The sequence below is a fragment of the Sphingomonas sp. genome, from assembly GCF_964263785.1.
Taxonomy (GTDB): domain Bacteria; phylum Pseudomonadota; class Alphaproteobacteria; order Sphingomonadales; family Sphingomonadaceae; genus Sphingomonas.
The window spans coordinates 1-13900 of sequence record NZ_CAXVWL010000040.1 but is presented as its reverse complement, the minus strand read 5'-3'; the positions used below and the strand labels follow the sequence as shown (position 1 = coordinate 13900).

The 13900-nt window shown below is 66.0% G+C and carries 12 protein-coding genes and 1 pseudogene; 3 read left to right on the top strand and 10 right to left on the bottom strand.

The annotated features are described in order from the left end of the window. Nucleotides 1-646: transposase (locus ACE5C1_RS05310; protein ID WP_374943018.1), on the bottom strand; the 646-nt coding region annotated here is incomplete at its 3' end. 77 nt (nt 647-723) lie between these two features. Between ACE5C1_RS05310 and ACE5C1_RS05305 the strand changes: the two are divergent. Both ACE5C1_RS05305 and ACE5C1_RS05300 read left to right on the top strand, forming a co-directional pair. Then, a pseudogene (locus ACE5C1_RS05305) lies at nt 724-972 on the top strand (electron transfer flavoprotein subunit beta/FixA family protein); the annotation flags it as partial. Then, nucleotides 969-1898, top strand: coding sequence for an electron transfer flavoprotein subunit alpha/FixB family protein (locus ACE5C1_RS05300; RefSeq protein WP_374943017.1), 930 nt, complete (start codon nt 969-971; stop codon nt 1896-1898). The pseudogene ACE5C1_RS05305 and the gene ACE5C1_RS05300, both read left to right, overlap by 4 nt. Nucleotides 1899-2044: 146 nt before the next feature. Here ACE5C1_RS05300 and ACE5C1_RS05295 read toward each other — a convergent pair whose 3' ends face one another. The 3 genes from ACE5C1_RS05295 to ACE5C1_RS05285 all read right to left on the bottom strand — a co-directional run bounded on the left by ACE5C1_RS05295 (nt 2045) and on the right by ACE5C1_RS05285 (nt 4367). After that, nucleotides 2045-2695, bottom strand: coding sequence for a recombinase family protein (locus ACE5C1_RS05295; RefSeq protein ID WP_374943016.1), 651 nt, complete (start codon nt 2693-2695; stop codon nt 2045-2047). Nucleotides 2696-3185: 490 nt separating this feature from the next. Further along, nucleotides 3186-3782, bottom strand: a complete 597-nt coding sequence (locus ACE5C1_RS05290) for a cell wall hydrolase (RefSeq protein WP_374943015.1) — start codon at nt 3780-3782, stop codon at nt 3186-3188. A gap of 3 nt (nt 3783-3785) precedes the next feature. Beyond that, entirely contained in the window at nt 3786-4367 is a 582-nt protein-coding gene (locus ACE5C1_RS05285) for a TIGR02594 family protein (RefSeq protein WP_374943014.1), read from the bottom strand. 538 nt (nt 4368-4905) lie between these two features. Between ACE5C1_RS05285 and ACE5C1_RS05280 the strand changes: the two genes are divergently transcribed. After that, the gene (locus tag ACE5C1_RS05280) at nt 4906-5607 is read left to right on the top strand and encodes a hypothetical protein (protein WP_374943013.1); all 702 of its coding nucleotides are present in this window, start codon (nt 4906-4908) and stop codon (nt 5605-5607) included. A 226-nt stretch (nt 5608-5833) separates the two neighbouring features. Here the strand turns inward: ACE5C1_RS05280 and ACE5C1_RS05275 are convergent, their stop codons facing one another. From ACE5C1_RS05275 to ACE5C1_RS05250, 6 genes are all read right to left on the bottom strand, one after another. After that, a complete protein-coding gene (locus tag ACE5C1_RS05275; protein WP_374943012.1) occupies nt 5834-7507 on the bottom strand; it encodes a hypothetical protein in 1674 nt (557 codons plus the stop codon). Then, nucleotides 7504-8430, bottom strand: coding sequence for a lysylphosphatidylglycerol synthase transmembrane domain-containing protein (locus tag ACE5C1_RS05270; protein ID WP_374943011.1), 927 nt, complete (start codon nt 8428-8430; stop codon nt 7504-7506). Before ACE5C1_RS05270 ends, ACE5C1_RS05275 begins: the two co-directional genes overlap by 4 nt. Next, nucleotides 8430-10034: a hypothetical protein gene (locus tag ACE5C1_RS05265; protein ID WP_374943010.1), complete on the bottom strand. Its 1605-nt coding sequence runs from the start codon at nt 10032-10034 to the stop codon at nt 8430-8432. Before ACE5C1_RS05265 ends, ACE5C1_RS05270 begins: the two co-directional genes overlap by 1 nt. Continuing rightward, nucleotides 10021-10989: a glycosyltransferase family 2 protein gene (locus tag ACE5C1_RS05260; RefSeq protein WP_374943019.1), complete on the bottom strand. Its 969-nt coding sequence runs from the start codon at nt 10987-10989 to the stop codon at nt 10021-10023. Before ACE5C1_RS05260 ends, ACE5C1_RS05265 begins: the two co-directional genes overlap by 14 nt. Before the next feature lie 161 nt (nt 10990-11150). Next, entirely contained in the window at nt 11151-12347 is a 1197-nt protein-coding gene (locus tag ACE5C1_RS05255) for a tyrosine-type recombinase/integrase (protein WP_374943009.1), read from the bottom strand. Further along, a complete protein-coding gene (locus tag ACE5C1_RS05250; RefSeq protein ID WP_374943008.1) occupies nt 12344-13699 on the bottom strand; it encodes a tyrosine-type recombinase/integrase in 1356 nt (451 codons plus the stop codon). Before ACE5C1_RS05250 ends, ACE5C1_RS05255 begins: the two co-directional genes overlap by 4 nt. Nucleotides 13700-13900: the final 201 nt, after the last annotated feature.

Sequence of the window (13900 nt, the reverse complement as noted above, 5' to 3'; positions counted from 1 at the left end):
AGAGCTTCGCACCAGCGCCGGGACTCTTGCGATACAGGCGTGCATCCGGATCGGTGGTCGACGCATGGGTATCGTTGCTGCGCCTGGTGCCGCGGAAATCGATCTCGTCGTTGCGCCCGCCTGGAGCATCGCCTGGCGGTTGATCCGCTCCGGTCTCATCCTTTGGACGAAAGCTCTTCATGCTGCACCACGCCTCGATCAGCGTGCCGTCCACCGAGAAATGCTCGGTCGACAGCAGGCGCTTCACCTGCGGGCGTCCCAGGATCGCAGACAGGAACCGCGCGGCGATCTCGCCGTCCAGCAACCGCTCGCGGTTCTTCGAAAAGGTCGACGCGTCCCACACCTGATCGTCGATGCCGAGCCCCACGAACCAGCGGAACGACAGATCGAAGTCCAGCCGCTCCATCATCTGTCGTTCCGAGCGAATGCGGTGGAACAGCTGAAGCAGCAGGGCCCGCAGCAGCTTCTCCGGCGCGATCGAAGGGCGGCCGATCCGCGAATAGGCCGCGTCCATCCCCGGCCCGATGTCGACCAGCGCCTCGTTCACCGACTCGCGGATCGCCCGCAGTGGATGCCTTGCCGGCACCCGCTGCTCCAGATCGACGTAGGAAAACAACTTTCCCGACCGCTCGTCCGTGCCGCGCATCCGTCCGCCCCGATCACCGCATCTACGACGATGAATCACCTCACAGCGCGACAGCCAAGCCCTTTTTCAGCAGCCTGCTAAAGCAACCGGCGATCATCACCACCGACCTGCGCCTGAACGAGCCGCGCTACGCGTCGCTCCCCAACATCATGAAGGCCAAGTCTAAGCCGATGGCGCAGAAGACGCCTGCCGATTACGGCGTCGACGTGACCCCGCGCATCCAGACCCTCAAGGTCGTCGAGCCGGGCAAGCGCCAGGCCGGGGTCAAGGTGGCGGACGTCGACGAACTGGTGATGAAGCTCTCTGCGATGGGGATCTCGAAGTGAAGACGTTGGTCTGGGTCGAGCACGACGGCGCGGCCGTCAAGGACGCCACGCTGGCGACGATCACCGCCGCGTCGAAGCTGGGCGAGGTCCACCTGCTGGTCGCGGGCGAAGGTGTCGGCGGCGTCGCCGAGGCGGCCGCGAAGATCGCCGGCGTGGGCAAGGTCCATGTCGCCGACGATGCCGCCTGTAGCCATGCGCTCGCCGAGAACGTCGCGCCGCTTATCGTCGAGCTGATGGGACATCACGATGCGGTGCTGTTCCCGGCGACCACCAACGGCAAGAACATCGCGCCACGTGTCGCAGCTTTGCTCGACGTCATGCAGCTCTCCGACATCCTGTCGGTCGAGGGGCCGGACACGTTCACCCGGCCGATCTACGCCGGACACGCGATCGCGACGGTCCAGACGAGCGACAAGAAGCTGGTCATCACCGTCCGCGGCACTGCCTTCGAGAAGGCGGCGGCCGAGGGCGGCTCGGGCACGATCGAGGCGGTCGCGTCAACCGGCGACAAGGGGCTCTCGACGTTTGCGGGCTCCGAGATCGCGGCAAACACCCGTCCCGAGCTGACCAGCGCCAAGATCATCGTCTCGGGCGGTCGCGCGCTCGGCTCAGGCGAGAAGTTCCACGAACTGATCGACCCGCTCGCCGATAAGCTCGGCGCCGGCGTCGGCGCCAGCCGCGCCGCGGTCGACGCAGGCTACGCGCCCAACGACTATCAGGTCGGCCAGACCGGCAAGATCGTCGCGCCCGAAGTCTATGTCGCGGTCGGCATCTCCGGCGCGATCCAGCACCTAGCCGGCATGAAGGACTCAAAGGTCATCATCGCCATCAACAAGGACGAGGACGCCCCCATCTTCCAGGTCGCCGACATCGGCCTGGTCGGCGACCTGTTCAAGATCGTGCCTGAACTGACCGCCAAGCTGTAGCCCGCGCGAGCGGCGTCGCGTTAGTTACGCGACGGTCTCGACGAGCGAAGCAGAGGCGGACACGCATGTCTCGCCTACTTCGAAACTACCGACGAAGTATGCACCAATATCTGACCGATGGCAGCTTCTGCGTTAGCGGCAACCTCTCAAAGTGCATTGTTTGCTCGGTGCAGCGCCATGACTCGTTTGACCTGGGCGGGACTACACGGGGTCAGCTCGGCCGCCTTGGCGATGCTCATGCCAGCCTCCCGCAACGCAATGATCCGTTTATGCTGTGCTTGATCAGCCTTGCGGCCGGTATAGCGCCCTTTCCGCTTGGCGATGTCGATTCCCTGTCGCTGCCGCTCGCGCCGGTCCTCGTAATCGTCGTGCGCGGTCTGCAGCGCCACCCGGAGCAGCATGTCTTGGACCGCCTCGAGCACGATGCGAGCCATCCCCGCGCTGCCGGCGACCAGCTCCGACATGTCGACGATGCCCGGCACAGCCAGCCTTGCGCCCTTGTCCCTGATCGCCGCGACCAGCCGTTCGGCTTCGGCGAGTGGCAGACGGCTGATCCGATCGATCTTCTCGGCTACGACCACTTCGCCCGGCTGCAGATCGCTCACCATGCGGACGAGCTCGGGCCGGTCGGCGCGCGCGCCCGACGCCTTTTCGCGATACACGGCGGCAACGTAATAGCCAGCGGCGCGCGCGTCGGTAACGATACGCTCCTGCCGCTCGAGATCCTGCTCGTCGGTGCTGACCCGCAGGTACACCCGGGCGCCCCTCACCTCTTGCCGCTCGATGCTCTCGCCCATTTCTTTCCTGGCTCCTTCGGGTACACTCCATGTGGCTAGGCCAATTCGTTCAGATTTGCCCGCCGACCCGTTCATCTTGACTCACAATCACACGTTCAAAGCGTCTGCCGTCTGCCGTCTTCCAGAACCGGACATACTTCAGGTTCTCTGCTCTGATCGAATAGCCGGTATCGGACCGAGCGCTTGCGGGTGAGCCGCTGGCTATAGCTGAAAAAGTAGACGGATTGCTGGGCCGGCTTTGGACCTTGGCGTGTCTATGATGAAGCGCCGTAAGCGGATCCGACCTCAAGCCTTGTGCTGGCGCCTCTCGCCCGACCAGCCTTACGGCAGCACGTCCAACCCTCGATCTACACCGTCTCGGCGACAATCTTGATCCAGCAGCAAACGGGCGGCAATAGCCGATCTATAGGACCCCGCTGCCGACTCTCTGAACAACGAGCTGCCACGCTTGTTTATCTCAGCTTTCAAATTCTTGAGCGGAGCCCCGCTTTCATCCAACGTCATTGTAGAACAGGTGATTGCCAATTCGCGCGCATGGTGTCGTTGCCCAGTTGGGGCGTGTGGCGCGATGGTGATAGTGGGTCGCACCCCCTGTCGAATCAGCGAGCAGGCCGTCAACCGCCCGCGTCGCGACGGCCACGCAGGTTTCAAAAGGCAGATCATCCCCAGTGACCTTCTTCAGCTTCGGCAAGTTCGGATCGTTCTCGTTCCAGCAGGAGAACTGAAACTTCCGACGGCAAACATCCTCGATCCGGTGGCCCCACCAGAATTCGGCGCTTCGACGCGTCCTGTTGACCACAACCGCAGCAACTGCCTCTAGGCCAGCTTCGCCCTCGCCCCGCGCTTCGCCCCAAAGCGTGCGCGCCAACGTGTCGATCGCCACCGATCGCTCGCCGACCGGCGGCGGTCCTGCCCCCGGTTGGACCGCCGAAGCGGGTAAGAGCTCGTCGGCGAAAATGCCGACCACCGTCCAGTTGCCTTCGGGTTCCTGCGTCTTTTCAACCGTCGCGCCATCGAACTCGAGCATCGCCGTGACGAAGGCCAAATCATCGTCACCGACTCCGCTAAGGACGCGCTTCATCGTCATCTCTCAAGGTCTCGCAATTCGACGTCCAATGACTCGGCTGACCTCGAATGAGGATATGTTTACGGCATCTCCCTGATTTCCGCCAAGCAGGAGGACGCGATCGCCGTCCCGGCCGGCGAAGAACCCTACATGCCCTTTAGGCGGCTGGCCGCGCGTAAGCACCACGATGCAGCCCGGCACCCAATCGCCTGCGTCCTTTCCCCAACCCAGCCAGGAGCGGGCAAGCGACGAGCCCGTGCCAGCCCGGCCGCTCTTCTCGACGCAGAAGTTCACGAATGAGGAGCACCGCATGGTGTCCGGCGTTGGCGGCCAGCTCCACACCTTCAGGGGATAGTGGGGAGCACCCTCCGCTCCGAGTTCGCTCTTCGGCTTGCCATACATGCAGCGCCAGCCGTTCTCCGATAAACGCCAACCGGCCTCGCCATGCCGTCCTGGTCCCGTCTCCAGCAAGCCCAGTTCGGTGAGACGCGTTAGCGTTACCGTTCCAGTACCGAGCGGCAGCTGACTCCTGATCTGGAACACGCTGCTGTCGATCTGCAGATGGCGGAGCAGCTTCTGCTCCCGTGCCGAGAGCACATGCGTCATCGCGACACCTCCGAACAATCATGCCGCAAGACAACCATAGCCGTTCACCCTCCCCATCGACACGTGCCTGACACTCTGTAGCACCGTAGCACCCGCGGAGCACGTCCCATCGCAGCTTTGACGCTTGCTGTAGCAGCGCCGCTACGCCGCTACAGCACTGAACCGACATGACTTTCTACCCTGCACGCGTCCGCTATCCATAGCGTGGTGTGTGCTTGTCAATCAGGGACTTTGGCGTCGTTCTGTAGTCGCGAACGGCAGCCAGTTTATCGGCAAGAAAACCGCCTTCCGGCAGGCACTTGGGCGCGCGGGACAGCGCGCCATTGACCGATCGACCCGTATCGCGAGCGCGGTAGTGTTCCAACTTTGATCCGGATTTGGGACCAAATAGCCATCACTCGCATACGCGCTGCGTCGCGCTGCTCATCGGTCCGTCGACAAGCGATTCGGGGGCAGCGCAAACGACCCGCTAGTGTAGTGCTAGGTTATGGAAATCCCCCGAACTCGGCTCCCGTGGCCCTCCGATTTCCCGGACATAGTGGTCCACACGACGGTCGCGCTGCGCGACGGTCATTCGGGCTATGGCAGCGCCAAGGCGGGCGATCCTGAGGCCGCGTTGACGCTCGCCATCGACCTTCTTGACGGCGCTGCGATCGGGACCTTGCGGAGCGCCATTGCGGGCCGTCCAGCGCTCCTACTTCCGGTCATCGCCGACGAGACGACGGGCTTCAACGCGATCCCGGATGCAATGGCGCAAGTGCTCGGCCGCGACCTCGATTTGCCCGTGATCGCGGGCGAGATCGTCCAGATCAACAAGATCGGACACACCCGCGCCCCCGCGTTCCAACGACTGGTCACGCCAGCCATGTTCGACGGCGAAGTGCAGCCTAGCGCCGCCTATGTCCTCGTCGACGATCATGTCGGGTTGGGAGGCACGTTGGCAAACCTGCGCGGCTACGTGGAGGCGCGGGGCGGGTCCGTCATCGCGATCACCACGCTTACCGAGAGCCGCGACGCGAAGCGCATTTCGCTGAGACCTGAAACGCGGGATATGCTATGGCAGCGGCATGGCGAAGAACTCGACCAGCTCTGGCAAGCCCATTTCGGGTATGGGATCGACTGCCTCACCGAGGTCGAAGCCCTCCAGCTATGTCGTCAGCAATCCATTGCCGGCATCGAGGATTTCCTGGTTAAGGCAGCAATCGAAGCACGTGGCCGCGGTCTCGCTCCAGCGGTTTAGCCGAGGCGACTGAAACGTCTTGTTTGCCCGGTGAGTACGATGGAGCATCCCACCTTTTCGCCATTGACCGCTGGCGAAACGATGATCGAAATCCGCTTACTTTCGGAGAAAGCAACAAGGTAGCCGAGTGCGAACCGTAGGGTGACTTGATAGTGTCGTTTAGCAACTGGCGGTAACGACGGTCGGCGCGGTCGCTCGATCACACTTCCACAATGCCGCAGGCTCGTCAGCGTACCGCGGCCCAGTGCATCAAGCATTTGCCGTCGAACAAGATGAGTTGTCCCCCCGTGAAGCTACGGCAGGGCGCGCTCGCCAACGCGGGAACGGCGGTAACCGGACGAAATTCGGGAAGCGTCGCGCGGTAACGCGGCGTGAGCCTGCCAGTGCTCAGCACGTGCGCGTCGACGGCCACAACATCGACGGCGTGCTGGCGGACGAACCGGCCGATCACTTCCCGGTGCGGGGAGGTGACCGCACTGACGCTGTCGCGCAGTTGCCGATGGAAAGGGCGATAATAGCCGAGCTGGTAGGGAATGTCGTGCTCGGTGGTCGCCAGCACCGCGCGGCCGGTGAGCGCGGGGACTAGGTTCAGCTCGTCGGCGACCCCGGCGATCCGTGTTTCGGCCGGCAGGGCGGCGATCCGCGCGACCGCTGGCGCGACCAGCGGACGCGTGAGCTTCGGGCCGGGGGACAGGAACGCGGGCAGCAGGGCGATGGCCGCGACCTTGCCGACGATCCGCCGGGTTCCTTCGGTCCAGCGGGCGGCCAACAGGCCTGTAGCGAATCGCGTCGCCCCCAGAAGCTCCAGCGGGACGAGCACGCGCTGGCTGTAGCGGCTGGGCAAATGGAGCTTGAACAAGACGAGCGCGGCCGCCGTCCAGCAGATCAGCGCCGCGGCGACGGCGAGCGCATAAAGGCGATCGGGATCAGCCGGATCGCCGCGCCGCAGCGCCCGCCAGCCGAGCAGCAGCATCGGCAGCAGCATTAGCAGATTGACCAGCGCGCCCGGCCCGATCTCGCGGCGGCCGCAATGCACGATCTCGGGCAAGAAGCCGATGCGCGACGAGCAGACCCAGCCGATCCGGCCGTTCGCCTGGACGATCGAACTGCGTGCCCCCGGAGTCGTCATGCTGGGGATGCTCGCGACCTCCGCGATGGTCAGCACGGGCTGCCATCGTGCGACCTCACCGCGAAACGATAATCCCGCGCCCGCCACCAGCAGCGCCGCTCCGCCGACCAGCGCGATCGACCGGCGGCTGAGGTCGACGCCCGGTCGCGGGAACAGCCGGACATGCCACAGGCCGAGCATCGCCAGGCAGGTGATCGCAGGCGCGGGATAGACCAGCGCCAGCAGCGTCAGCGCGACCAGGATCGCGCGCGGATGGTTGCTCAGCAATCCGTGCACGAACAACAGCACCAACGGCGTCGCCAGCGCGCGCGGTGTCGACGAGTAGAGCGAATCCTCGTGGATCAGATAGATCATCACCAGCGCCGCGCCGCAGAACGCCGGGATCGGACGCCCGAGCAGTCGCAGCGCGACGGGCCAGAGCGCGAGCACGGTGAGCGGGAACAGCAGCGCGGGCGCGAGGAGCGCGGTGACCGGGGGAGCCACGCCCATCCACGCAAGCACGGCGAACGGCAGGCGATACAGCGGCGGCGACACCGATTGCCAGTAATCGGCGATCAGGTCGCCGCGCATCGCGCCCGGATCGGTCAGGCGCGGCATCCACGCGAGGAACTGCCGCGCGTCGTCCTGGATCACCCAGGGATCGTAGCGCAGCGTGAACGGCTGAAAGAATGCCAGCGCCAGATAGACCAGCACCGCGCCGCCGGTCAGCGCCAGCAGCACGCGACGCCAGCCGACGGCATCGTCCGCCCCTGGAAGCATTGGCGGGATCACGGCCGTTTCGGCACGTAGTCGCGCAGGAACGGCAGCCCCGCGACCGCCGGGCTCAGGTAGCGCATCGTCGCTAGCACGCCGAGCACCGCGCCTTGCCCGGGTGCGAGCCACGCGCGGTAGAAGAAGATGATCGCCGCGTCGCGCGTGCCGATCCCCGCCATCGTGAACGGCGCGAGGCCGACCAGGATCGACAGCGTCGCGAACGCCATGTTGTCGACGAACGGCACGCTCGACCGCAACGCATGCGCGAACAGCCAGAACTGCGCGAGATGCCCCGCCCAGATCGCCAGCGACAAGAGGACGATGCCGGCACCGCGCCTCGGCACGCTCCAGAACCAGGCGGTGACCCCCGCCCATTCGGTCGAGAAGTCGCGGGCGGCGATGCCGATCTTGCCGGGCAGCACCCCGCCGATGAGCGCCATCAGCCGGGGCGCGAGCGGCAGCGGGGCGATGAGCAGCACGAGCAGCCCGAGCAGCCCCGCGACCGCCGCCGCGCCGAGCAGCAGCCACGGATCGCTCGACCCGACCCAGAGCAGCGCGCCCAGCCCCCAGACGAGCAAGGCGGCCATATCGAGCATCTTCTCCAGCACCACCACCGACAGCGCGCGGCGCGGGTCCTGCCCGTGGCGGCCGGTCAGTACGTATGCCTTGGCGATGTCGCCCATCTTGGAGGGCAGGAACAGGTTGAGCGTCGACGACGACAGGATCAGCCGCGTCGCGCCACCCAGCCCCAGCGCGTGGCGGCTGAGTATCTGAAACCGCCATGCGGTCGCGAGCGTCAGCGGGACGACCATCGAAAGTCCGGCGGTGAGCCACCAAGGATCGCTCGCGCGCGTCGCGGCGAGGATCGCGTGCGTGTCGATGTGCCGCCAGATCAGCCACAGGATGAAAAGGCTGACCACCAGCCCGACTAGGCGCCGCATCAGCGCGCGGTTCCGCCCAGGCGGCGCTCGACCGTGAGCGTCTCGTTGTCCTTCAGCACGGCGAGCCGGTCGGTCAGGTCGAGCCAGGGCTGGAACTGGTCGTCCTGCCAGACGCGCGCCATGATCGTCGTCACCGATGTCTGGAAGCCACCGATGCCGATGGCGCGCACGCCCTTCCATCCCTCGTCCGGCGTGATCTCGTCGGTCACCGTCCACGCGCCGTCGCGGTGTTCGAGCCGGCGGCGGAAGCGGTAGGGAGCGTCGCGGCGGCCGGTGACCAGCAGGCGCTGGAGCATGCGGCGAATGAGGTCGGGAAAGAAGCGGCCGACGCTTAGCATCACGACGCGCAGCACGACCGACTTGGCGGGGGTGAGCCGCGCGACCTTGGCCCAGGCCATGCGGCCGTCGTAGATGATGCGGTCCGGGGTGACCTCGATGACCGCCTCGCCCTCCAGATGCCCGACCGCGACGCGGCCGTCGCTGGTGGTCAGGGAAGGGCCGGTGTCCGCGATTAGCAGCCGGTCGCGGTCGAACAGCTTGAAAGCCGCGCCCCGCGACAGGCCGCAGTAGAGCCGCGTCTCGCCGTGCACGTCGACCAGCAGCCGCGCGTCGGTGAAGTGCCGCGTCTCCGTGGTGGCGGTTGCCGGGGCGGGGCGGTCGTCCTGCCATTCGCGCCACGCGAGCATCCAGCTCCACAGGTGATGCCCGACGATATGGTCGTCCGCGAAGCACGGCGCGCGGTCCTCGACCAGCGGCCGCAGCAGCAGACCATTGAGCGCCAGCGCCTCGCTCGACCACGCCCCCGCGATCTCCAGCCCGTGCGGGAAGAAGTTGCGCGTCGCACGCGACGTGTATTCCCCGCCCAGCGTCCCGTCGGGATGCGCCATCGTCGCCAGGAAGCCGATCGCGCGAGCGCACGGCTCGCGCAAGCCCAGGTCCGCCCGGCGGCGGTCGGCATCGGCGAGCAGCCCGATAGTCAGCGACAGATAGCCGGGGTCCGCGCCGCCATATTCGTCGAACCACCCTTCCGCGCTCTGCCACGACAGCAGCCGCGCGGTGCGTTCGCGCAGCGGCGTTTCCCAAGCCGGACCGTCGAGTTCGACCATTCGCGCGAGGCAGGCGACGATCAGCGCTTCATGGTTGGAAAGTCGCCCGCTCTCGCGGTGATCCGCGAGCCACCGCGCGCGCTCGGTCAGGAACGCGGCGATTGCCGGATCGCGCTCGACCCCGATGATCGCGGCGGCGTCGAGGCAGGCGAGCAAAGAGAACGCCGCCGCCCCTGCCGCGCGCTCGAACGGATAGTAATCGTCGCACGATCCGTCCGCGTGGGCCGATCGCGCGGCGTAGCGGATGCCCGCCTCCACCCAGTCGCGCACCGCCACCTGCCCGAAATACGGATTGCCGGGCATGTCGAGCGACCAGGCGAGCGCCAGCGGCAGCACGAACTCCTGGCTCATCCCGCACGGGAAATCCATCATCCGGTAATGCCAATAGGCGCGGTCGAAACAGCCGTAGGTCGGGCTCGCGGGCGTACGGTCCTGCAGCGTCAGCAGTTTGGGGATCTCGGCAAGCGCCACGCGCGCCAGCGCGTCACGAGGGTTCATGCTTGTCCTCGGGTTCACCGCCCATCGGCGGGCGGATCGCACCGCCCTGGCTCCTGAGCATATACTGGACATCCTGCAACAACCGCCGGTTGATCGCGAACAGCTCGCCCAGCAGCCCCGCGACCCAGAACAAGGCGGCGACGATCAGCAGCACCGCGCCCGCGACCAGGCTGGGCACGTGCGCCCGCTCGGTCCCCTGCAGGAACAGCACGACCCAGCGCCCCGCCAGCGCGGCCCCCGCGACCGCCAGCGGCAAGCCGAGGTAGAAGAAGGTCCGCCCCGGCGAATAGACAAAGAACGCGCGCAGGATCGAGCCGATCGAGCGGCGGACGTAATTGCCGATCGAGCGCACCAGCCTGGATGGCCGCGTCTCGCCATTGACGCGGATCGGGACGGAGACGATGCGGATGTTCGACCGTCCCGCCTGGATGATCGATTCCAGCGTATAGGTATAGCCGTCGAAGACGTTGATCCTCAGCGCCGCCTCACGCGACAAGGCGCGGAAGCCGCTCGGCGCGTCGCGGATATCCGCGCCCGACATCAGCCGCACCACGCCGCTGCCCAGACGCTGCAGCTTGCGCTTCGTCCACGAAAAATGCCCGATGGTCGCGATCGGCCGGTCGCCGATCACGAACTGCGCTCGCCGTTCCAGGATCGGCGCGATCAGCAGCGGAATGTCGCACGCGTCGTACTGATTGTCGGCGTCGGTGTTGACGATGATGTCCGCCCCCTCCGCCAATGCGCGCGCGAGGCCTGCGGAAAAGCCATAGGCAAGGCCCATGTTGACCGGCAGATCGACGATATGGTCGACGCCGCCCGCGCGCGCGACCTCGACCGTCCGGTCCGTGCTGCCATCATTAATCACCAGCCATTCCACCACGTCGACGCCGTCCAGCGTGCGCGGCAAATCCTGCAGCGCGTCCGCGAGGACTGCCTCCTCGTTGAAGCAAGGAATTTGAATGATTAGTTTCAGCGGCGTATTCCCTCGATCAAGAGGGTCGCTGCATATAACGGCTGGTGGACAAGTCCAGCCACCTTCAAGCCCCGGGTTGCGGTCGTGGCAGGTTGGTGACCGCGTGACTCTCACGGAGATACGACCATCAAAACAAACCTTCCCTAGGTCATCATCCGGTCAATCGCCGAGCCGATCTGCTCGGCCGCGTCCAGGACATGCTCATCGTCCAAGTGGGCATACCGCGCCGTCGACTGCGGGTTGCGATGCCCGAGCAGCCGCCCGATCATCGGCAGCGTCTCCTTGTTCATCGCCGCATGGCTGGCGAAGGTATGCCGAAGATCGTGCAGGCGAACCCTCGGCAGCCCCGCCCGGTCGCGAAGGCCGTGCCAATAGTGGGTGACGTCGCGGATGGGCTTGCGGCAGCCCGCGTTCCAGAACAGCCACGGCACGTTCTTGAGCCGTGGCAGCGTGCCGATCAGCGCCCGCGCATCGTCACCCAACCATACGGTTCGCGGGCCGGTCTTGCTGTCGCGCAGGTTTAGCCGGTTGCCGCGTACGTCCTGCCATTGCAGGCCGAGAACCTCGCTTACGCGGCAGCCGGTAAGCAGCAGCAGGGTAATCGCCGTTGCCTTCGCCGCCGTCACCTTGTCCTCTCCCCCGCGCTCCTCCCCCAGCAGCCTGCCCAGCCGCCCCATCTCGGCGGTGCTCAGGAAGCGCTCGCATTGCCGCCTGCGATTGAGCCGGACCGCGCGGCATGGGTTGGTGTTCTCCAGCCGGTAGCCCCAAGCCTCCGCCTTGTTCAGCATGTTGTTGAGGATCGACATGACGCGGTTCGCAGCACCCGGCCCGGTACGATTGTTCAGGTCGGCGAACCACTTGGTGACGTCCGCCTCGTTCAGCCCGTCGATGAACACGCCGGGGAATGCGCCGCCGAGGTAGAGCGCCCGGTACCCGCACTGAGTTTCGTAGGTTGACTGCTTCCAGTGCGGCGACCACCGCGCCCAATACTCGTTCAGGAAGTCGTCAAAGCGGGGCGCGGAGCGGATGCGCTTGCGATCGGTCGCCGGATCGAGGCCGACCTGGGCGTGCGCGATCACGCGTCGCGCCACCATCGTCGCTTGGTGGCGCGTGATAACCGACGCCGGGCCGATCGTCACCGTCCGCAGCCGTCGGGCCATGCGGGTCTGGGCGATGTAGACGTTCCGCCCTGTCGCATAATGGCGGATGCCGAACCCGTGCTCGACGCCGATCCACGTCGTCGTCCGTGGCTTGCCCTTCGGGAGCCGCAGATAGACGACGTTCGCGCCGACTTCGGCCAAGGCCTCCGCGACAACCTGGCGGAGCGCAAGGGCGGTCATGCCCGCAGTCCAATCGCCTGGGCGAGCGAGCCGGAAATGCGCTGTGCCGCATCCGCGATCACGTCGTCCGAAAGGTGCGCGTACTTGGCCGTGGTCTCGGGGAGCAAATGCCCCAGCAGCTTGCCGATCGTGGCTAGCGGCACGTTGTCCATGATCGCGGTCGAGGCGAAGCTGTGGCGCAGATCGTGGATGCGCACGTCCGGCATCGAGCAAGTGCGCCGGAAGGCGTTCCACCAGTTGTCCAGCTTGACCGGTGCGGCTCCCGAGCGGTTCGGGAAGACGAAGGGGCAACCATCCCGTCGCGGAACGGCATCGAGGATCGCAAGCGCCTGACTGTTCAGCCAAATGATTTTCGCGCCGGTCTTGCTGTCGGGGAGCGCCAGATGCGGCGGGCGCACCCACTCCCATCGGAGGTCGCGTACCTCGCTCACGCGGGCGCCCGTGTAGAGCAGCAACCGGATGATCGTAACCTCTGCGGGGCTCGCGGCTTCGGCGTCGCGCAACGCCACCCCCAAGCGACGATATTCCAGCGGCGACAGGTATCGCTCGCACGGTTGCCGCTTGTAGCGAGGCGTACCGCGGCATGGGTTCGATCCCTTGCGCCTCAGATGCAGCTGCTCGGCATATTTCAGTAGGGACGCTAGCACCGGCAGCGCTCGATTGAACCTGGCCTCGTCCGCACCCGCACAGTCGTCCCGCCAGCGGATGATGTCGGCGGGGACAATGTCCGCGACACGGATCGACCCGAACACGGCTGCGAGGTCGAGCCGCCACGCATTGCGGTTGCGCGCGGCGGTCGACGGCTTCCAGTAGCGCGCTATGTCGGCCCAGTAGGTCTCGACGTAATCGGCCAGCTCGGGAGTAGATTTCGCGACGGTGCGCTGGGGCAACCCGTCCAGCGCCACCTCCGCGAGAAGCCGCCGCGCTTGGGTCCGCGCAAGTGCCGCGTCCAGCTCGTCGCTCCGGCCCAACGTGATCCGCCGATGCTTGCCGCGATGCCGGAGCCGGACGAACCAGTGATAGCGTCCGGTCGGATGGATACGTAGCCCGAAGCCGGGCAGCTCGGTATCCCAAATGCAGTATTCCGACGCCTGAACGGGATGCTTCCGCCGGGCGAAATTACCATCGAGTAACGCCCGGCGACCGGGCTTTCGCCGGTTTGGGACCATAAGGCCATCAGGCATACCCGAACCGGTGCCGAAAGTCGCGGAAATGTGCGGATTTGCTGGGACCAGATAGCCATCGGGAGCATCGACGTTGCGGAGCGTTGCCAGCATCTCCTGCACTGATTTTACTGCACTTTTTCCCATCCTTCTGCGGCTAGCCGCGTAGGGTGTGCCTCCTCCTTGCAAGTCGGATCGTTGCCCATGACAGATGCGGGGATCATCTCGGGGTCGTTCCGGTGTCCGGCGGGGCGCCCGGGCCGGCGTGTCAGCCGGCCAGCAAGGTTCCTTGGTCTATTCCCCGATCGCGGATCCGGTGAGTCCGCGAGAGCAGTCCGATCAGCGGTCATCCCACTCTTCGGCACCGTTCCGCACCAAGGGCATGCGGAG

Excerpts from the sequence above, each read along its gene's own strand:
- ACE5C1_RS05265 (WP_374943010.1), bottom strand. The coding sequence starts at position 10,034 with ATGAACCCTCGTGACGCGCTGGCGCGCGTGGCGCTTGCCGAGATCCCC.
- ACE5C1_RS05295 (WP_374943016.1), bottom strand. The coding sequence starts at position 2,695 with ATGGGCGAGAGCATCGAGCGGCAAGAGGTGAGGGGCGCCCGGGTGTAC.
- ACE5C1_RS05285 (WP_374943014.1), bottom strand. The coding sequence starts at position 4,367 with ATGACGCATGTGCTCTCGGCACGGGAGCAGAAGCTGCTCCGCCATCTG.
- ACE5C1_RS05270 (WP_374943011.1), bottom strand. The coding sequence starts at position 8,430 with ATGCGGCGCCTAGTCGGGCTGGTGGTCAGCCTTTTCATCCTGTGGCTG.
- ACE5C1_RS05290 (WP_374943015.1), bottom strand. The coding sequence starts at position 3,782 with ATGACGATGAAGCGCGTCCTTAGCGGAGTCGGTGACGATGATTTGGCC.
- ACE5C1_RS05255 (WP_374943009.1), bottom strand. The coding sequence starts at position 12,347 with ATGACCGCCCTTGCGCTCCGCCAGGTTGTCGCGGAGGCCTTGGCCGAA.